Consider the following 19,054-nt stretch of genomic DNA (forward strand, 5'->3'; position numbering starts at 1 on the left):
CCTTTTCTTAGCCTACGAATAACATGTCATGATTTGGGTTGTCGAAAAATTCGAGGACCTTGCCGCCACCACGAGTCACACATGATAGTGGATCTTCTGCCACTACCACTGGCAGGCCAGTTTCTTTGGCAAGTAGCTTGTCCAGGTTACGTAGCAATGCACCACCACCGGTTAACACGATACCGCGTTCAGCGATGTCCGAAGAAAGCTCAGGAGGTGTATGTTCTAAAGCAGATTTCACCGCAGACACGATGTTTTGCAATGGATCAGAAATTGCTTGGGTCACTTCATCTGAATTGACCACAATCGCACGAGGCACACCTTCTGCGAGGTTACGGCCACGAACTTCAATTTCAAGTGGTTTAGCACCTTCATCAGGCAATGCCATACCCACTTCTTTTTTGATCACTTCAGCCGTAGTTTCACCGATCACACAGCCATGCGCCTTACGCACATAGTTAATGATCTGTTCATCAAATACATCACCGCCAATACGTAAAGAATCGGCATAAACACAACCCTGCAGCGAGATAATCGCAATTTCAGTAGTACCACCGCCCACATCAACCACCATCGAACCACAAGCCTGCTCGACTGGCATCCCTGCACCAATCGCTGCTGCCATTGGCTCTTCGATTAAACGTACATCACGTGCGCCCGCATTAAACACGGCTTCACGAATGGCACGGCGCTCAACCAGAGTCGATTTACATGGCACGCAAACCACCACACGCGGTGCCGGAGTGAATAAACGGTTTTCATGTACTTTGCGAATAAACTGATTCAGCATGGTCTCAGTGACTTCAAAATCCGCAATCACACCGTCCTTCATAGGACGGATCGCTGAGATATTGGCTGGGGTACGACCTAGCATTTGCTTCGCTTCAAGACCGACTGCCGCAACAATTTTATGTGAACCACTATGACGGATGGCTACAACCGTCGGTTCATTTAATATAATGCCTCGTCCTGGCGCATAAATAAGTGTATTTGCTGTACCTAAATCAATGGCAAGATCGGGCGAAAACAAGCCTATTAGTCGTTTTAGAATCACGGGGACGTTCTCAGTTAAACTTTATATGGACGCAAGGTGGCCACTTTAACTAAATGTGATGATTTGGACAAGTCAATCGCTTATCATAACGCATGATAATTTGAATTTTTTTAATACTGATTAGGTAATATTATGTCTACATCGGATGCACAGCATTCTGCAGATTTAAGTGCAGAAACAGTTTCAGCCATTGCCAACCTTGCAAGGTTATCTCTCAATGATACGCAATCTGCTGAATATGCTCAAAGTTTAAATAAAATTTTAGGCATGATGGAAACCCTGAAAGGCATCAATACCGACGGTATTGAACCCCTGAAAAGCCCTTTCGACCACCCTCAGCCGCTACGTGATGATGTGGTTACCGAAACCAATCATCGTGAGCAATACCAAGCAGTTGCACCAGCTGTTCAGGATGGCTTGTACCTCGTACCGCGCGTGATTGAGTAATTACTACCCAGTTCATTCTTTTTATTAAATTAAACGTAAAGAATTATTTCTCATGACAGATTTACATCGCTTATCCATTCGTGAACTTAGTGAAGGTCTGGCAAATGCCCAGTTTTCATCTCGCGAATTGACTGAACACTACTTAAAGCGCATCGCAAAAATTGATGCACAGGTCAAGGCTTATGTGACGGTAACTGCTGAACAGGCATTAGCTGAAGCTGATGCTGCCGATGCTGCAATCAAAGCTGGCAATGCCTCTGCCCTGACTGGTGTGCCAGTTGCCCACAAAGACATTTTCTGTACCCAAGGCATCAAGACCACTGCCGGTTCAAAAATGCTGGACAATTTTATCTCTCCTTACGATGCAACCGTAGTAGCGAAAGGCAAAGCTGCGGGCCTGGTCACTTTAGGTAAAGTGAACATGGACGAATTCGCGATGGGTTCAACCTCTGAGAACTCATATTACGGCGCAACGGCTAACCCTTGGAACCTGGGTCATGTCCCTGGCGGCTCTTCTGGTGGCTCTGCAGCAGCTGTGGCAGCGGATTTAGCACCATTTGCAACTGGTACTGATACCGGTGGTTCTATTCGCCAACCTGCGTCATTCTGTGGCCTCACCGGCCTTAAACCGACCTATGGCCGTGTATCACGTTTCGGTATGATTGCTTATGCCTCATCACTGGATCAAGGCGGTCCGATGGCGCGTTCGGCGGAAGACTGTGCTTACCTGATGAATGTGATGGCAGGTCATGATGCCAAGGATTCAACCTCAATGGACAAAGACGTTGATGACTATGTGGCAAATCTGAACACTACATCGGTAAAAGGTTTGCGCATCGGTATTCCAAAGCAATACTTCAATGTGGAAGGTCTGGATGCAGACGTAAAAGCACGTGTGGAAGAATCCTTAAAAAAACTGGAAGAAATGGGCGCAATTCTGGTTGAGATTGATCTCAACATGACTGAAAGCTATGTGCCGACTTACTATCTGATCGCGCCTGCTGAAGCCTCTTCGAATCTGTCACGTTATGACGGCGTGCGTTATGGCTACCGCGCAGAAAATCCGGTGGACCTGATGGACCTGTACAAACGTTCACGTTCAGAAAGTTTTGGTGCAGAAGTACAACGCCGTATCCTGATTGGTACGTATGCCCTGTCTGCAGGTTATTACGATGCTTACTATGTAAAAGCACAGAAAGTACGTCGTCTCATTCAACAAGATTTCTTAAAAGCATTTGAATCTGTCGATGTCATCGCGGCACCTTCTGCGCCAACGACTGCCTATAAAATTGGTGCGGATTTAACGCCAGTTGAAATGTACCTGGGCGATATTTACACACTTGCGGTAAACCTGGCAGGTCTTCCTGCGATTAACGCGCCTGTCGGTTTTGACCAGAACAACTTGCCAGTTGGCTTACAGCTGATTGGTAATTACTGGTCAGAATCTCAATTGTTGTCTGTGGTACACCAGTATCAACAGGCCACAGATTGGCATACACAACGCGCTGCAATTGCTGAGGAGAATGCATAATGGCTCAAGCTCAAAAATCGGCTAAACCGAAATCCAACCTGATTGATGGTTGGGAAGTCGTTATTGGTATCGAGATTCATACTCAGCTTGCCACCAATACCAAAATTTTCTCGGGCTCATCGACTGTATTCGGTAATGATCCAAACACCCAAGCCAGCTTGGTTGATTTAGCCATGCCGGGCGTATTGCCGGTATTGAACAAAGAAGTGGTTGATCTTGCGATTCGCTTTGGTTTAGGTATCGACGCTTACATAGATCAGGCTTCGGTGTTTGCCCGTAAAAACTATTTCTACCCGGATTCTCCAAAAGGCTACCAGATCAGCCAGATGGACAACCCGATTGTGGGTTTGGGTCATATCGACATCCAGCTTGAAGATGGCACCGTTAAACGCATTGGCGTAACGCGTGCGCATTTAGAGGAAGATGCAGGCAAATCGATTCATGACCAGTTTGAAGGCATGTCTGGTATCGATTTAAACCGTGCCGGTACGCCGCTGCTTGAAATCGTTTCTGAACCGGATATGCGTTCAGTTGAAGAAGCGGTTGCATACATTAAAGCGATTCACACGCTAGTGCGCTGGTTAGGTATTTCCGATGGTAACATGGCCGAAGGTTCGTTCCGCTGTGACTGTAACGTGTCTTTACGTCGTCCGGGTCAACCATTTGGTACACGTTGTGAATTGAAAAACCTGAACTCATTCCGTTTCATTGAACAAGCGATCAATGTTGAAATTGAGCGTCAGATGGAAATTCTGGACTGGGATGGCACCATCGATCAAGAAACGCGTTTGTTCGACCCTGTGAAGATGGAAACGCGCTCAATGCGTTCTAAAGAAGAGGCGAACGATTACCGCTACTTCCCTGACCCAGACTTGTTGCCCGTGGTGATTGCGGATGAGCAAATCGAAGCAATTAAAGCAACCATGCCTGAGTTGCCTGCTGCACGTCGTGCGCGTTTCGTGGCTGACTTCGGTGTGACTGAGTACGATGCTCACGTGCTTACATTGACTCGTGAAATGTCAGAGTTCTACGAAGAAGTTGTTAAGGCTGCTGGTGGCGCTGCACAAGGTAAGATTGCGGCAAACTGGGTGATGGGCGAATTCTCAGGTGCTTTAAATAAAGCAGGCCTAGATTTGGCTGACTCTCCTGTATCAGCTGAAAAACTTGGTGGTATGATTGCACGTATTGTGGACAACACAATTAACGGTAAGATCGCGAAGCAAGTCTTCGGCTTTATGTGGGACGAAGGCAAATCTGCGGACGAAATTATTGCTGAGAAAGGCTTGAAACAGGAAACTGATACAGGCGCAATTGAAGCGATTATTAAGGAAGTACTTGCTGCCAATGAGAAGATGGTTGAAGAGTATAAATCTGGTAAAGAGAAAGCTTTCAACGGTCTTGTTGGTCAAGTGATGAAAGCTGCAAAAGGGAAAGCTAACCCTGCGCAAGTGAATGAGTTGATGAAGAAATTGATTGGTTAATTTATTCGCTAATTAATTGATTTCATGTTATAAAAACCTCGCTTAATGCGGGGTTTTTTTAATATGTTTTATAATTTAATAAAATTAAACGATGCTTCTGATTTACATGTAAATAGTGATGGTAATATTTCTTTCAGAATTCCTCTTTATAGATTTTTAGAATTTACAGATGAAAATCTTAAATATAATTTTGATAAAATGCCTAATGAATTTCTTAATGAAATAAAAAGTTATCCTACATTAATTATTTTTGATGATCTAAGATTTCAAACTTTTCTAGTAAAAATAAAAGATTTTAGATTAGACAAAAAAAATAGAATATTAACTACTTACTGTAAAAAATTAAATTTATATAATTTCAAAAAAACACTAAACAAAGCTGATCCAAGAGATGATATCGAAGACTATAATAGTACAAAAAATTTATTAATTAAAAATTTAAAAATAAATCTTGCTGAACTTCAAGGAACTCATTGGACTATTAAAGAAGGAGATTTAATTTCTATCCTTGATGAGTTTTCGATATTTCAAGACATCAATAATTATCGAGAAAATTTTAAAGAAATCTCAAATAATAAAACTCAAGAAATTAAACCATCTGGATTTTCTTCAAGTGAAATAAGCTCTCAATCAAGCATCAATATTCCTAATATTAATAATATATATATTACCAATGTTTCACAATATATTGACTTAATCATTTCAACAACACGGTCAATAAAATCAGATAGAAAATATGAGGTTTTTTTTCGTGGTCATTCTAAAGACATATATAGATTAACTCCGTCAATCTTTAGATCATTCGGTACGAAAGGGAAAATTTATGAAAGAAGTGAACATATACTTTATAGAGAATTGATTACAGCTGAGCCTAGTTTTTTTAATCAAGAGCCAGCTGCCATAGACACTTTAACGAGAATGCAACACTATGGAATGCCAACTAGATTATTAGATATTTCAAGTAATCCACTAACTGCTCTGTATTTTGCCTCTGAACTTCCTGATGAACATTTTGATCTAAATCTTTTGGCTGTGCGACCCACTCTACCTTCAAACAATGAAATAATTGTAAAGGACTTCAAATATTATGAAAAAGTTTTTAGCACTGGTGAAGTAATTTTATTTCTTATAAAAAAAGAAGCTATCAATTTTTCTGATTCAGATAAAGTTACCTGTATTTCAAACATTGTTAAATTAAATAGCACACAAAAAGATTACATAGAAAAAATAATTATAAAAAAACCTAGGTTACCCTCCAGTGATAAAGTATGTGAACAATATTTACATTTTATCAAAAGTGAAAAACCATATTTTAAACCAAGAATCGAATCGAATGACCTAAAAAAAATAATTTGTGTAAAAGGTAAAAAAATTGATAAACGCATTCAAGCTCAGGCAGGTTCATTCCTACTGTTTGGTTATGATCATGAGCTAGATCCTACCACTCATCCTGATATTGATATTATTAAATTTAAAATCAAATATAAGGATAAAATTAATATTTTAAAAGAGTTAGATTTATTAGGTATAAATAAAGCTACTATTTATCCTGATATTGAAAATTCAGCAAAATATATAAAGGAAAAGCTTGAATTAGACAGCTAATAAATATGACCATCAAAAAAAGTATCTTCTATCACCAAACTCGAAGACTTAGGACGCATCCAACTCTCAAAGTCCTTTTTATGCATGACTAGTTCCCTCACCCCAGGCCTCTCCCAACGGGAGAGGGAGTGTCACGTAATCAATTTGATACACGTGGTTCCCTCTCCTGAGCAAGTTTTAAAGCACTGCTTTAAAACGAAGCGCAAGTGAGGGTTAGGAAGAGGATTTACTAGATCAAAAAGAGTCTTACATCTCTCTTACAACCCCAACTTATTCAACAAATCCGGTGTCAAAAAAGTCTGTGCAACACGATTTAAGTCGATATAACGCAGCACACCTTTGAGCTGATTATTAATTTCAGGATTCTTTAAAATTTCCTCACCTGTGGTTTTGCCTAAAGCCTGAAAACTGTCGCCGACAGCCTGTAAACCTTCAGCTTGAATTACCGCCTTGGTCTGTGCTGAACATTGCTCCACTAAAATGCGCTGCAACACCGTCGCCAGATTCTTATCTAATGCTTCCTTTTGAGTCGCGGTCACATTACTAAAAGCCTTTAAGTCGGGATGATTACCCAATGCCACAAAGGTCCATTGCAAGACCGTGGTTTTATCCGTGGCTGTAGTAGATTTCATCAGACAGTCACTGAGCTGATCAATTGTTGGACCTGCTATGGCAACCTGAGTCGTACCTAATAATGTTGCACTTATTAAAAATTTACGAAGCTTTGTGAAAGATTTATGCGCCATCATAATTTCCTGTTCTTCGATGTCCGGCCAATGATATGAAACCAGCTAGTTGTAGCATGGAACAGGGCAATAAACTGATAGAACTCTGTAAAATCTAACCCAGATTTACAACACTTGGATGATCATTCTGATGTCCATATTGCTATTCATCAGGTGAGGATATTGATCAGTCAAACTTAGCGCTATGATTTAGACTAAAACAATAAAAATAAAAACTTATAATTATGAATACCAACATATTTCACAGCATCATACTGTGGGGACTTGTCCTTTTTTTCGTCTTGATCGTATTTTTATTCATCCATCCGACATCGCGGAAGGAGATTCTCGGATCACGTGATCTCCCCACTAAACCAAGCGGGCTTTCTTCTGCTCTCTCCCGTCGGATCGAGCAGATTTTTGCGCCTATCTTCTCGATCGTCAAAAGGATCATACGGATTTTGGATTAAGTCTTTTGATCCCGCGCTTATTTTAACTGCCTCAAAAGATTCTTGGCTCCGGCATGATTATAATTATTGGCCAAATTCTGCAAAATCCGCTTGGATTGTGCTTTAGCATTCGGGAAACGGCTGGCATAGACCGGAATACTGTTCAGACAGCGAGCAACTAGCATCCCTGATTCAGTATAGACACGTGTTCCCTCTGTGCCCTGCAATTTGCCATAGTTATAGGCACGCTGGGCGTTGTTACAGGCATTATTCAGATTCTTGCCACTGTTAATATCACGTCGCGCTGCCACATAAATCTTCATCTGATATTGTTGCGGTGTTTCTGCTACCGTAGCTCGAGCTGATGCCGCTGCTAGCTGCTTTTTCTCTGCTTCTTTTTTCTCTAACTCTTTTCTTTCTAATTCCTTTCGCTCTAATTCTTTCCTCTCCAGCTCTTTACGTGCTGATTCCTTCAGTTCATTCGTCGCCTTTGCGGCAGGAGTCTTAGGAGGAGTCGTGGTTTTTATCGATGCAGATTTGGTTTGCTCCAAAGCAACCCTGGCTTTAGTTGGACGATAAAAGTTTTTTGCTTGAGAAGGACTCATGACCCGAGTGAGTAGTCGAACACTACGCGTCTGGCTGGTTTTATCAATTTGTCGTTCAGAAGTTGGCTCAATCGAGACAATCCAGCTTTCAGTCAGATCATCCATACGACACTGATAGGCACCGCTACCTTGTACAACACCCCGATTGGCACTCAGGCGTTTGCGCTGGGCAACATCTGACACTGCACTAAAATTACTTTTATACAGCAGGGAAAATTTACCGCCCTGTTCATGACAATATTGCGTCAGTATCGAACGCGGATACATGGCCTGAGTCGTGTTATTTTTCTGTGCTTGCCCCCAAAGATAAACATAATCTTTTGCACCACCATCACGTTGATTCAAAGCCCGCTTGGCAATCAGCTCTTCCGGACTGGCAAAAGGATGTAAAACCTCTGATTTCAACCGATTCACGCTATTACATCCAGCTAAACCTGCTGCCCCTATTATTAGAATTATTACTTTTAGCTTCACAGCAAACATCTCAACCCCAAAATCCCGTATAACATAGCTTAAATAGCACAAAACAACAAACACAAGGTATTGATAACTATAATATTTAAACGGTAAAAAAGCACATATCAGCCTCAACTTTGCTGATTATGCCAAGCTTCATGTGATAAAAACTGACACAAGTATCATTTTTAACCAAGATCAAATAATAAACAATTCCATTCAGGACTCAAGAAAAAGATAGAAAAAACACATAAAAAACCGAAGAAGGCGGTGAGTCCTTCTCCGGCGGCTTATTCAGGGAACGCTACAGACCTTTATTATAATGGGTAATAAATTTACCTTTTATCCGCTATAACATTGCCTGAACAAGATCAGCATAAGAATAATTTCCTCAACGTACACTTGTTATTTTTATACGTCAAACCACCGGAAATTAAACGCCATCTTGGCTGGCCCTTAGGATTCTAGACAAGAAAAAAATATCTGAATACCCCAATATTGGGAGGTTGTGACACGATTTACCCAAGTCATCTGACCAACGGTTAGATCGATATTTTCCATTGGATTTTGTAAACTAACTCGCCATAAAAAAGCCAAACCTAAAACTGTTTGGCTGATAAAGCAGGATAATAATATGAGAAAAAATTAATCAATATGTGATTCAAATGCTTTTAAGCGTTTATAGATCGACATCAGTTCAATAATCGTCGGCCAAGACAGAATCAGATACTGGAAAGATTCCCGCACTTTGCCGAACACATTCAGGATTTGCATCATCAAACCAAGAGTAATTGCCCCTGCTGCAATACTTGGAAACAGAATAAATAATCCGTAAATATTGTCCAACTGCAAGTACCAGATCCGAACCATGTTGAAATAAGCATAGTGAAAATACAAACGGAAATAATTCCAGCGTACTCGGCTAAACAGTTCTTGTAGTGTCAGCGGATGTGCACGATCAGCATAATCTTCGCCATAGACCAGCTCTTTACGATAGGCTGCCTCAACTTTCTGGTTATTAAACTCCAATCCGGGCAGCTTCATTCCCACCACCATTAAAATGACCGTACCCAATACCGCCCAACCGATCGAGGCCCACATTAAAGCATGCGGTATTTCCCCTACAATCGGTAAAACTTTCACATGACTAGAAAGCTGATACAAGATTGGCAGGAATGCCATCAACAACATCAGCGCTTCAATCAAGGAAACACTCAACTGCTCCGTGGTTTTGGCAAAGCGCATGGTATCTTCCTGGATACGTTGTGATGCACCTTCAATATGACGTAACTGCTCCCAATGTGCGGTGTAATAATCATTCATCGCGGTACGCCAGCGGAAGACATAATGGCTGACAAAAAACAGGTTAAATACCGCTAAAGTGACATAAACCATCGCAATATAAATAAAGGTTAATGCGCCTTGATACAGCAATGAAACATCCCCACCACCCTTAGTGAGCATTTGTTGAATCTGATCATAAAACGGGCTATACCATTCGTTTAATACGACATTGACCTGTACCCCGAACCAGATATTAAATAGAATAAATGCCGAGCCCCAGACCGACCAGCGCTGCCATCGGTGTCTGGCTTTCCATTGCCAGAACAGCGCAAATATCGTAGTTGCAATGAAATACCAGAGATAGAACCAGATGAATTGAGCCGACCAGAACCGACTGATGCCAATAGTAAGCTTTTCATCAGAATAACCTTCAGGAAAACCCAGATAGGTCCCCCATCCTGATCCGCCACTATGCCAAAGCACAAGATTAATGATAAACCACAAAATCAGGCTGCTAAAAAACCAGACGGGTTGCGGAAAAAATGACTTAAACATGCCGACCCAGTTCTCCTTATGTCTCTTGGTCATCCAAATGACGCCTAGTTTATTCTTATTTTAGATTTTTACTGTTATAAAGCATTAATTTTCAATTTAGTGTCAAAAAGGATAGAAGGGTATCAGTCTCTAGAAACTTATTTTTATCATTCAGGTCTGCCTTATGATTTTCCTTATATTCTCGATTTTTATCATTCAGCAGAGCGATATCAAAAAACAGAAAAATCATCATGTTTTTGACCTTTTGTATTTTGGTAGGCTTTTTTATCCTTGTTATTTGTCGGGTTTATGTAAAAGAACTTTATGCTTCTGAGTACTACGAGAATAGGATGAAAATCAGGCATACCGCATGTCTTTTAGGTATCTTTTACCTAAATAGAACACTTCTCTTTATTTGAATAAGTCATTGATCAAGTTCTCAGTTTTTGAAGAAACAGTTAAATTTTCAAAAATCATGATATGATTTAATTATCGAAAAGTAATCTTATTTTGGAAAAAACTATGGAAAGTTCAGTAATTGAATTACTTAAACCGGTGACTCTACAAAAAGAAAACTGCGATCCTATTATTTTTGAAGCAGGTACTGTTTTGAAAGTAGTCATGCAGACTCCAACCAGTCTTCTGGTTAGTAATGATGATGACTTTAACTTTACCATTCCTTTAAAAGACGAAAATGAAGTGTGGCGAGAAATCTGAGTATTTTTCTCTCATGCAAATAGACGGGTTGTATCTGAGTTTGGTTTTTTAACTTACTTATATGATACGGCCCTTAGCTTCTCTCCACTTTGATTGCTCTTTCATTATTTTTTCAAAAAATTATTTCTTTCCTCTTCTCTCATCATTTACTGCTTTTAAACTGACTCATCCATTTGAGTAGAAAAATTTCTTTTAATTGAAACATCACTTAGTTTTTTGATCTATATGAGATCACTGATGATCTGTTTCTGGTCTTCTGTATCTGCTCTTTTATTACAATCATAGCTTTAAATCTCTCCTCTCTGTTTAGCTCAACTTCATCTAACACATACACTTCGATTCAAAAAAAAGAATATTCAAGTTATTTTCAGAGTTTAGTAATAGAACTGGCGTTCGTCTTTCTTCGATTTTTTATCCTCTGATAAAATTTACCAATAAGAATTAAAAAATTAATCTGAGACGCTAAATTAAGAGGCTGTTTAAATTGTATAGCTCTCCACTTGGTCCCAAGAAAATTTGATGATACGAAATTTTCCTCTAGACAATTTTAGTACTTTTCCTTTTAAGCCAGCTTAGCCAATTATAAAAATCATTAATTTTCATAAACTTAAGTTAAATATTTTAATTACATATGCCTAATTTATAATTTTTTTAGATTTTTATCTTTAAAAGGATCTCAAAATTAAATATCCCCATATATTTAAAAAATAAAATATAAATTAATAATAAATACTATTTCTTAAAAATTAATTACAAAAATACATATTAAAAAAATAAGGCTTAAATAATAAATCTTATTATCTAAAATCCTGAAAAACACTTAATCCAGGAAACCCTTAAAATATAAAATCTTCATAATTTATTTTTAAAATTTATTAACAATACTGGATTTCTACCAAAATATTTCTAAATTTTACAAAGTAACTGTACTTGTTAAAAGTGTTTCGTTTCTGCACTTAAAGCCAGCCTGTTAAATGAAATATGTTATAAATTTAATCAGATCAATGACCATTCAGGTAGTTTTAACTTTTAAATCAATTTAATTTCAGAGGCTTAGGTAGTATTTATGTCGACTCTCAAAGAAGATCAAGACCTAGAAGATTCACTTGCTACATCTTCTTATATATTACCTCAAGTGATTTTAAATCAGCTCAAACCTATTATTTATTCTCACAAAATTGTTTTATTTCTTGATATTGATGGAACCATTTCTGAATTCCACCCAGATCCAGCAAAAAGTATAATTAAGAGCGAAACCTTAAATACCTTAAAAGAGTTACAACAATATATTCAGCTAGTATTAGTGACCGGCCGCTCAATTGCACAAGCCAAAAATCTTATTTATCCATTTGAATGGAATATTGCCGGTTCTCACGGTCTGGAATTAAGCTATCAATCGCGTTTAAGCAAGTTAATTGAGTTAAATCCTGAACCGTTTGAATTATTAAAAAATTATATTACAGATCATAGTAATAATATTCCTCAGACTCGAATAGAAATTAAAGACTATTCAGTCGCCCTGCATTTTCGCGAATATCCCCATTTAGAGCATCAAGTGCATGCATTTGCCTTAGATTGTCTCGCCCATTTTCAGGATTTTGAACTTAAGGCTGGAAAGTTTGTATTTGAACTGGTGCCCAAAGGTGCAAATAAAGGTTCAGCCATCCAACAAATCATTCAGCAATATCACTTAAGTGATCATTACCCCATTTTTATCGGAGATGACCTGACCGACGAAGCCGGTTTTCAAGTCATCAACACATTCAAAGGCTGCTCTATCAAAGTCGGTACAGGCAACACCGTGGCACAACATCGCCTCGAAAACGTGACTCAAGTACAGGCTTTTCTAGCGGAATTCTTAGAAATATTGAAAGCACAACAACAATTATTATTGGAGAAATTACATGTCGAAACTCATAGTGTTATCAAATCGTGTAAATCTACCTAAGTCAGACAATACACAGGCAGGTGGATTAGCGGTGGCATTGCAGGATGCTTTGCAGGATATAGGCGGTATCTGGGTTGGCTGGAATGGATCCCGAGTTGACCAGACGAAAGAGCAGAAGTTTCAAATCCTGAAGCATCAAAATGTTGAATATCACACGAGTCCATTGACTGAATCCCAATATAAAGGCTTTTATTGTGGTTTTGCCAACAATGCATTGTGGCCGCTGATGCACGATCAGCATCAACTTGTAGATTATCAGCCGCAGGATTTTAAGATCTATCAAGATGTCAATTTACGCTTTGCCAAGCACCTGAAACAGGTAGCATCTCCACATGACATTATCTGGATCCATGATTATCATTTTTTAAGCGTGGCGCATTATTGCCGTAAACTGGGCATGCGTAACCGTATTGGCTTTTTCCTGCATATTCCCTTTCCTGAACTAAGGCTATGGCAGACTTTAGCCGCCCATCGCGATCTGGCACATCATTTGGCCAACTACGATGTACTGGGTTTACAGACCTCTCGCGATCAGGAAAATTGTCTAAATTTCCTTGAACAGACCTTAAAAGTGCAGCATCGTCACAATGAAATCCTGAATTATCAATCTCGAAAGATTCATGTGAAATGCTATCCGATTGGTGTGCATCCTGTGCAACTTCAGAATCAGGCCTCAGATAGTCATCTGGAAAAACTTCCCTTTGACCTGGATAAAGTGCAGCCTTATAAAACCATCATTTCAGTTGACCGGATTGATTATAGTAAAGGCTTATTGGAGAAAATCGGATCTTTGCAGAGCTTGTTGGAAGATCAACCAGAGTTTAAAAATCAATTCCAGCAATTACAAATTGCCTGCCCATGCCGACTGGATGTAAAGACCTATAAGAACCTGTATACGCAATTTAAATCTGCCGTGCATGAACTCAATAGCCAGCATGGCACAGCAGACTGGTTACCCTTCGATTGCAGCTATGACACCTTGGGTCATGAGGCCTTGATGCAACTGTATCGTAAGGCAGATATCTGCTGGGTAAATTCGATCCGGGATGGCATGAATCTGGTCGCCAAGGAATATATTGCAGCACAGGATCCTTTAGATCCGGGTGTCTTGATTCTATCTAAATATGCCGGTGCTGCTGAACAAATGAAAGAAGCCTTACTAGTCGATCCTTATGAGCATGACAGTATGGCTAAAGCTTTGAAGAAGGCGCTGCGCATGTCTAAATCAGAACGTTTAGAGCGCTATCGTTATTTAAGCCAAGGCTTGAAAAATTTCGATATTATTCGCTGGCGTGATCAGTTTATTACTGACCTGAAAAACTCACAAAGCTTGCGGATCTATCGTCCGGTGGCTGCAGGAGTTTCAAACCAGTTCAGTATGCATGCCTAAATTTTTAAGTAAAAAAAAACACCAGCATTAAGCTGGTGTTTCATTTTGAAGAGGAGCCACAATCTCTTCGCTTTGTTGTACTTCGCTTGGGTCTGCAGTGAAATGATTCAAAATCACAATACTCAATAGACCAATCGCAATCACGCTAAATACCAGACTCAATCCGATGATTTCACTACCAAAGCCGACCAATGCTGGCCCAATCAACGAACCTGTATAAGCAAATACCGATACATAAGACAATGCCACATGTGAAGCCAAAGTTTTCTGACGTCCTGCACGGGAAAACATCAGCGGTACAATGTTGGCACTACCTAAACCTAAAATCGCATAGCCGACCAACACCACTTGCCAGACTGGGGCAAAAACCACGGTTAATAAACCAGTTGCAGCCAAGAGTGCACTTAACAGAATCGTATTTTTTTCACCAAACTGCTGAATAATCAGGTGACCGCTAAAACGTCCTAGTACCATCAAACCCGCAAAGAAACTATAAGCCAGACCGGTTTGCGCCGCAGGCAGGCTGAACTCAGTAGCAAGATAAATACCACTCCAGTCCATGGCGGCACCTTCCGAAAGAAAAGCCACAAAACAGATCAGACCAATACCTAAAATTGCCCAGGTCGGTGCTGCTTTTTTTACCGGTTGTTCTGGTGATGTTTCTTCTACCGCTGTTTTTGGCTCAGCACCCAAACTTAAAGGAACAGCGAATAAGGCAATAAGCAGCAAAATTACACTGACAATCACCGCACCGGTTAAAGGCGCCAAGCCAAGTCCCATTAACATGGTCATGCCCAGTACGCCTGCCAGACCACCTAAACTACATACGCCATGAAAACCCGACATTAAACTTTTACCGAGTTTTTTCTCAATCTGTGCAGCCTGGATATTGACAGTCACGCCCAAAGCACCGGCACTGGCACCAAAGAAAAACAGGCTGATTGCCATCATTAAATGATTCGGACTATAAGCCAGAGCAGGCAAAATAAATAAAAATGCACTGAGAATTACGGCCAAAACAGCACGGCAACCCAAGGCATTGGCCAGTCGACCGGCCAGCGGCATCGCCAGCATTGAACCGATTCCGGCACACAGCAATAACAGGCCAAAATCAGCATGATTTAATAACAGGCGCTGCTGTGCATATGGAATTAAGGGTGCCCAAGCCGCAGTACTAAAGCCCAAGCTAAAGAAGCATAACGCAGTCGCTATTTTCTGCCATAGATATGGTGATGGAGACTGAATTCGAGAAAGCAGTGTTTGATTGAACATTGTATTACCAAAAAAGAAGGCTCAGGCATCCATTACCGTTCATCCATAGAAAAACCCCACAGACTTATAGCTAGAATGTATAAGTTTGCGGGGCTGAATTTGCGTGAATTATAAACAGAATAAATTTAAATGGAATAGTTTTTAGACACGAATTTTAAGATTTTTTACAAGTATCTGATTGTATAAAATTTATAGTTTTATGCTTTTATTTGCACAGGCTGATCGGTTTTTTCGCGGCCTGCTTAAGCTCAAGTTTTTGCAGAAAATGGGCAAAACCTGCAGCAATTTTTGAGCTAAGACGACTGCTGGTAGTGACTCTCAGCTGATTCGACCAAACAATCTGCGCGTCAGCTTTTTCTAAACGACGGATGAAATCGACATCTTCATGACAGTCCAGTTGCTGAAACCCATTGACCTGTATATAAGCCGAAGCTTTAAAACACAGGTTTGCGCCATGAACATGCCGATGTCCCATGCTGTCCTGATAATGTCGGAGATAAGCCTGACGGGTTTTCCGGCTTAAATGATCCCATTGATCCAGCTCGACCACACCACAAATCGCATCGGTGGGTTGATGCTGTAACATCACCTGAAACCAGTCACACTGTACGAATGAATCGGCATCGGTACAGCAAATCCAGTCACAGCCTTGCTTGATCATTTGCTGAATGCCCAAATGGCGTGCCTTACCGACATTTCGGAAGTCGCAACTGATAGCTGAAATGTTCATTTGCTGAACTTTAGCAGCGGTACTATCAGTACAATGATCCAAGACCACGAGAATATGAATTTCAGGAAGATTTTTTATTGTTTTAAAGTATTGAAAAAAATAAGTTTGTGCTGATTTTAACGCTAATAGGCAGCGTTCAATATAGGCTTCTTCATTACAGGCCGGAATCACCACACCGATTTTCTTCATCTCAAACCCTCCTGCTCTGCCACAGATTGCGCTGAATTCAGCCAGAGATCTACCAAAAAATCGGAGTCCTGCAAGCTTAAACAATGTTCATAGTTTAAATGCGCTTTGAGATACTGATGGACATCTTCACCATTTAAGCCAAATCCCGAGATCGGCGCGCGCCAATGACAACTCAAGATACATCCGCCCGGTTCCAGTGCAGTATGCAGCCATGTCAGCACCTGTTGCAGAGCAATCGGATTTAGATAATATAAAATCTCACTGACGACAATGAGCTGAAATTTTTGTTCGGGCAAATCATCTGGCACGATCCGCTGTAACACCTGTACATGCGGATAAGCTTGTAAACGCTGCTGCGCCAAATGGATCGCAGTATTATTGGCATCCAGACACATTAAGCTATTTGTCCGCCGCGCCAGTTCCTGACTAAAGACGCCATTACTGCAACCAATTTCAATCGCGGAGTCAAGCTGCAAGTGCGGCAAGACCGCCAGACAAATCTGCCGTTTGCGCTGTTCATACCAACGCTGTTCATATTGCCAGGGATCTCCCTGATTCAGGGCATATAAGGCATCGAAATATTCCTGATCATAGGCTGCTTTACTGTTCATACAGATACACCTCCCAGGGCTGTAAAATACGTTGTAATGCCTGCTCTGGCAGAATCGGTGATTGATCTATCGTCGGATCAAGCTCGATCTGGCTCTTGAAACACCGCGCAGCTCGAGACTTATATTGTAATTCTTCCTCAGTTAATTTGAGTTGATGAGCGACGGTCCAGGGAATTCTGGTATCTCCAGGTGTTGCCCAATGCCATGCCCAAATCAAGACCTGAATACAGGGCAAATGAAGTTCAGTGGCCAGCTGCTGTGTGACCTGCCCCGTAATTTCATGATCTGGATGTCCATCATGAACAAATGTGCTAATTAACACATCATTCGGTTGCAGATAAGATTGCAGATGCTGTTGCAACACATTCCGCTGTTCTGCAACTTTACCATCCTCAATGTCTAAAGCGATCCGCAGAATATTCTGTTTTAAAGGTAACGCTTCTAAAGCTGCTCGCGTTTCAGCAGGACGAATCTGGTTCAACTCTTCGGGAGTATACAGACTAGAGCCGGGATGACTGGCTGTCCCATTGGTAACGGCAAAAAGTACGATCTGATAGCCCAATTTGTCCAGACGCTGAATCAGGCCTCCACAGCCCAAAATTTCATCATCAGGATGAGGGGCAATGATGCAGACTCTGGCATCCGGTGGAATAACCTGAGGAATATCGAATTCCGGCATCTGTTGCAAAACTTCACAGGTACGCCATTCTTCCAGCCTTGTGCCTTCACCATGGATGACACGATCACCTACAATCTCATGTCTTATAATATCCATAGTTCTTTCTCCTGGGCGCTTAACTCACCAATTCGCTCCAAGTCAAATGCAGCATGACTTTGACGAATAAATACCGGAAGATCTGCTGCAAGCCGGGCGAAATGTGGCTGCTCGCAATATGGCGCAGCACCAAGAGCCTTACCTACATGAGTCAGTACATTTAAAGCCGTTGCTTCAACCTGAGCACGCAGACTGCGTATCTTTAATTCATGTGAGTATTGTGGCTGCTGATCAATTAATTCAGCAACTTGATGAAATAAAGACTGTGTCGCTAAAAGCTCCCGACTGATTTCACCGAGATACATGGCCTTATAGGCATGCGATTTTAACAATACTGCCTGTTTTAAATATTCAGCCAAACGGACAGTTGCGCCATACCAGCATGCGGCCACACCTGCGGCGCCGTGCCAGAATCCGGGCCGGTCCAGATAGGCATTTGAAGCTGCGACTTTTTCCACCTCAACCTGATCCAGTTCCAGCCGGGCAGTCAAGGTATGCTGCATGCCCACTGCATGCCAGGCATCCTGATGATGCTGAATGCCTTCTTGTGACAAATCTAGAATCAGTAATTGGGATTGTTGCTGCTCATCACGGTAAGTCAGCAGACCGTGTTGCACCCAGACCGATGCAGAACACCAGGGCTTAATTCCGCTTAGCTTTCCTGCTTGCAATGTTAAAGGTTTGGGACCGCCTTCTGCCGCCCATACTGCCCATAAGCCTTTTTGTTCTACCGGAATATTCAGTTCATGCAGAATAGCTAAAGCATCTAAATGCGATTCATACAGTTTGCCCAGGCTCAAATTGCTTGCCGAAACCTGACTAAGCATCTGCCAGCGTTTTAAGGTAGCTCCAGAAGCGGGATAAGGCACTTGAGCGGAAATCTCCACCAGCTCCATTAAAGTGTGGTGAATTTTTTCTTGTAGCTCCAGAGGAGAAGTTTCAAATCTTTGTAATATTGAACCGAGGTTCATGCATGCGGTTCCTCATAAAATTCGGAGAATATTTTTGTGTTTTTTTAAAGTCAGTTATTTCAGTTAGTGAGAAAGCTTACGCATTTGTTTCAAACGTGTAGTTAATCCTAATACCTTACGTCTTGCATTAATCTCCTCTTCATTGAAACAGAGTTGCTGCATGAGTTCAGCTAAAGGCAAATGATTATGCTCAATGAGATAAATGTCCTGTTCTCTGCTCCATTTGGCTTGCTGAACTTGTGCCAACAACTTTTTGACATCCGGTTTCACCATCTCTTCG

17 protein-coding genes are annotated in these 19,054 nt (G+C 41.0%); 7 read left to right on the forward strand and 10 right to left on the reverse strand.

The features are described 5' to 3' along the window. Window positions 1-7 precede the first annotated feature (7 nt). Window positions 8-1,054: a rod shape-determining protein gene (locus tag ACNPNW_RS13500; protein ID WP_004279360.1), complete on the reverse strand. Its 1,047-nt coding sequence runs from the start codon at window positions 1,052-1,054 to the stop codon at window positions 8-10. A 132-nt stretch (window positions 1,055-1,186) separates the two neighbouring features. Here ACNPNW_RS13500 and gatC point away from each other — a divergent pair, with 132 nt between their 5' ends. The 4 genes from gatC (at window position 1,187) to ACNPNW_RS13520 (ending at window position 6,118) form a co-directional block, all read left to right on the forward strand. Then, entirely contained in the window at window positions 1,187-1,501 is a 315-nt protein-coding gene (gene gatC / locus ACNPNW_RS13505; RefSeq protein WP_005262428.1) for an Asp-tRNA(Asn)/Glu-tRNA(Gln) amidotransferase subunit GatC, read from the forward strand. 52 nt (window positions 1,502-1,553) lie between these two features. Then, the gene (gene gatA, locus ACNPNW_RS13510; protein WP_420938050.1) at window positions 1,554-3,032 is read left to right on the forward strand and encodes an Asp-tRNA(Asn)/Glu-tRNA(Gln) amidotransferase subunit GatA; all 1,479 of its coding nucleotides are present in this window, start codon (window positions 1,554-1,556) and stop codon (window positions 3,030-3,032) included. Next, window positions 3,032-4,513 (forward strand): Asp-tRNA(Asn)/Glu-tRNA(Gln) amidotransferase subunit GatB, encoded by a 1,482-nt coding sequence (gene gatB / locus ACNPNW_RS13515; RefSeq protein ID WP_311203664.1) that lies wholly within the window; start codon window positions 3,032-3,034, stop codon window positions 4,511-4,513. Before gatA ends, gatB begins: the two co-directional genes overlap by 1 nt. A gap of 63 nt (window positions 4,514-4,576) precedes the next feature. Further along, window positions 4,577-6,118, forward strand: coding sequence for an FRG domain-containing protein (locus ACNPNW_RS13520; protein WP_311203665.1), 1,542 nt, complete (start codon window positions 4,577-4,579; stop codon window positions 6,116-6,118). 257 nt (window positions 6,119-6,375) lie between these two features. On the opposite strand, the gene ACNPNW_RS13525 is transcribed toward ACNPNW_RS13520, so the two are convergent. From ACNPNW_RS13525 to sbmA, 3 genes are all read right to left on the reverse strand, one after another. After that, window positions 6,376-6,864, reverse strand: coding sequence for a hypothetical protein (locus ACNPNW_RS13525; RefSeq protein WP_420937720.1), 489 nt, complete (start codon window positions 6,862-6,864; stop codon window positions 6,376-6,378). 466 nt (window positions 6,865-7,330) lie between these two features. Further along, a complete protein-coding gene (locus ACNPNW_RS13530) occupies window positions 7,331-8,380 on the reverse strand; it encodes a hypothetical protein (RefSeq protein WP_420937719.1) in 1,050 nt (349 codons plus the stop codon). Between the two features lie 618 nt (window positions 8,381-8,998). Then, on the reverse strand, window positions 8,999-10,192 hold the full coding sequence (gene sbmA / locus ACNPNW_RS13535; protein ID WP_420937722.1) for a peptide antibiotic transporter SbmA: 1,194 nt from the start codon (window positions 10,190-10,192) through the stop codon (window positions 8,999-9,001). Between the two features lie 501 nt (window positions 10,193-10,693). On the opposite strand from sbmA, the gene ACNPNW_RS13540 reads away from it, so the two are divergent. From ACNPNW_RS13540 to ACNPNW_RS13550, 3 genes are all read left to right on the forward strand, one after another. After that, entirely contained in the window at window positions 10,694-10,888 is a 195-nt protein-coding gene (locus ACNPNW_RS13540) for a hypothetical protein (protein WP_004730396.1), read from the forward strand. 1,066 nt (window positions 10,889-11,954) lie between these two features. Then, window positions 11,955-12,836 carry a trehalose-phosphatase gene (gene otsB, locus ACNPNW_RS13545; protein WP_420937718.1) on the forward strand — a complete coding sequence of 294 codons (882 nt, stop codon included), beginning with the start codon at window positions 11,955-11,957 and terminating at the stop codon, window positions 12,834-12,836. Next, window positions 12,793-14,226: an alpha,alpha-trehalose-phosphate synthase (UDP-forming) gene (locus ACNPNW_RS13550; RefSeq protein ID WP_420937717.1), complete on the forward strand. Its 1,434-nt coding sequence runs from the start codon at window positions 12,793-12,795 to the stop codon at window positions 14,224-14,226. Before otsB ends, ACNPNW_RS13550 begins: the two co-directional genes overlap by 44 nt. Before the next feature lie 27 nt (window positions 14,227-14,253). On the opposite strand, the gene ACNPNW_RS13555 is transcribed toward ACNPNW_RS13550, so the two are convergent. The 6 genes from ACNPNW_RS13555 to ACNPNW_RS13580 all read right to left on the reverse strand — a co-directional run bounded on the left by ACNPNW_RS13555 (window position 14,254) and on the right by ACNPNW_RS13580 (window position 19,047). Continuing rightward, entirely contained in the window at window positions 14,254-15,498 is a 1,245-nt protein-coding gene (locus ACNPNW_RS13555; protein ID WP_004646206.1) for an MFS transporter, read from the reverse strand. A gap of 205 nt (window positions 15,499-15,703) precedes the next feature. Then, window positions 15,704-16,417 (reverse strand): glycosyltransferase family 2 protein, encoded by a 714-nt coding sequence (locus ACNPNW_RS13560; protein ID WP_420937716.1) that lies wholly within the window; start codon window positions 16,415-16,417, stop codon window positions 15,704-15,706. Further along, window positions 16,414-17,028, reverse strand: coding sequence for a class I SAM-dependent DNA methyltransferase (locus ACNPNW_RS13565; RefSeq protein WP_253172494.1), 615 nt, complete (start codon window positions 17,026-17,028; stop codon window positions 16,414-16,416). Before ACNPNW_RS13565 ends, ACNPNW_RS13560 begins: the two co-directional genes overlap by 4 nt. Beyond that, window positions 17,018-17,803, reverse strand: a complete 786-nt coding sequence (locus ACNPNW_RS13570; RefSeq protein WP_420937715.1) for a PIG-L deacetylase family protein — start codon at window positions 17,801-17,803, stop codon at window positions 17,018-17,020. The genes ACNPNW_RS13565 and ACNPNW_RS13570 overlap by 11 nt, the downstream gene beginning before the upstream one ends. Then, entirely contained in the window at window positions 17,791-18,774 is a 984-nt protein-coding gene (locus ACNPNW_RS13575; RefSeq protein ID WP_420937714.1) for an acyl-CoA dehydrogenase, read from the reverse strand. Before ACNPNW_RS13575 ends, ACNPNW_RS13570 begins: the two co-directional genes overlap by 13 nt. A gap of 63 nt (window positions 18,775-18,837) precedes the next feature. Then, window positions 18,838-19,047 (reverse strand): hypothetical protein, encoded by a 210-nt coding sequence (locus ACNPNW_RS13580; protein WP_278357435.1) that lies wholly within the window; start codon window positions 19,045-19,047, stop codon window positions 18,838-18,840. Window positions 19,048-19,054: the final 7 nt, after the last annotated feature.

This window comes from Acinetobacter endophylla (assembly GCF_053543775.1).

Bases quoted from the DNA above. Each gene is read 5' to 3' on its own strand.
- ACNPNW_RS13560 (WP_420937716.1), bottom strand. From the start codon at position 16,417: ATGAAGAAAATCGGTGTGGTGATTCCGGCCTGTAATGAAGAAGCCTAT.
- ACNPNW_RS13570 (WP_420937715.1), bottom strand. From the start codon at position 17,803: ATGGATATTATAAGACATGAGATTGTAGGTGATCGTGTCATCCATGGT.
- otsB (WP_420937718.1), top strand. From the start codon at position 11,955: ATGTCGACTCTCAAAGAAGATCAAGACCTAGAAGATTCACTTGCTACA.
- ACNPNW_RS13555 (WP_004646206.1), bottom strand. From the start codon at position 15,498: ATGTTCAATCAAACACTGCTTTCTCGAATTCAGTCTCCATCACCATAT.
- sbmA (WP_420937722.1), bottom strand. From the start codon at position 10,192: ATGTTTAAGTCATTTTTTCCGCAACCCGTCTGGTTTTTTAGCAGCCTG.
- ACNPNW_RS13565 (WP_253172494.1), bottom strand. From the start codon at position 17,028: ATGAACAGTAAAGCAGCCTATGATCAGGAATATTTCGATGCCTTATAT.
- ACNPNW_RS13580 (WP_278357435.1), bottom strand. From the start codon at position 19,047: ATGGTGAAACCGGATGTCAAAAAGTTGTTGGCACAAGTTCAGCAAGCC.
- ACNPNW_RS13550 (WP_420937717.1), top strand. From the start codon at position 12,793: ATGTCGAAACTCATAGTGTTATCAAATCGTGTAAATCTACCTAAGTCA.
- gatC (WP_005262428.1), top strand. From the start codon at position 1,187: ATGTCTACATCGGATGCACAGCATTCTGCAGATTTAAGTGCAGAAACA.
- gatA (WP_420938050.1), top strand. From the start codon at position 1,554: ATGACAGATTTACATCGCTTATCCATTCGTGAACTTAGTGAAGGTCTG.
- ACNPNW_RS13525 (WP_420937720.1), bottom strand. From the start codon at position 6,864: ATGGCGCATAAATCTTTCACAAAGCTTCGTAAATTTTTAATAAGTGCA.
- ACNPNW_RS13530 (WP_420937719.1), bottom strand. From the start codon at position 8,380: ATGTTTGCTGTGAAGCTAAAAGTAATAATTCTAATAATAGGGGCAGCA.
- ACNPNW_RS13520 (WP_311203665.1), top strand. From the start codon at position 4,577: ATGTTTTATAATTTAATAAAATTAAACGATGCTTCTGATTTACATGTA.
- ACNPNW_RS13540 (WP_004730396.1), top strand. From the start codon at position 10,694: ATGGAAAGTTCAGTAATTGAATTACTTAAACCGGTGACTCTACAAAAA.
- gatB (WP_311203664.1), top strand. From the start codon at position 3,032: ATGGCTCAAGCTCAAAAATCGGCTAAACCGAAATCCAACCTGATTGAT.
- ACNPNW_RS13575 (WP_420937714.1), bottom strand. From the start codon at position 18,774: ATGAACCTCGGTTCAATATTACAAAGATTTGAAACTTCTCCTCTGGAG.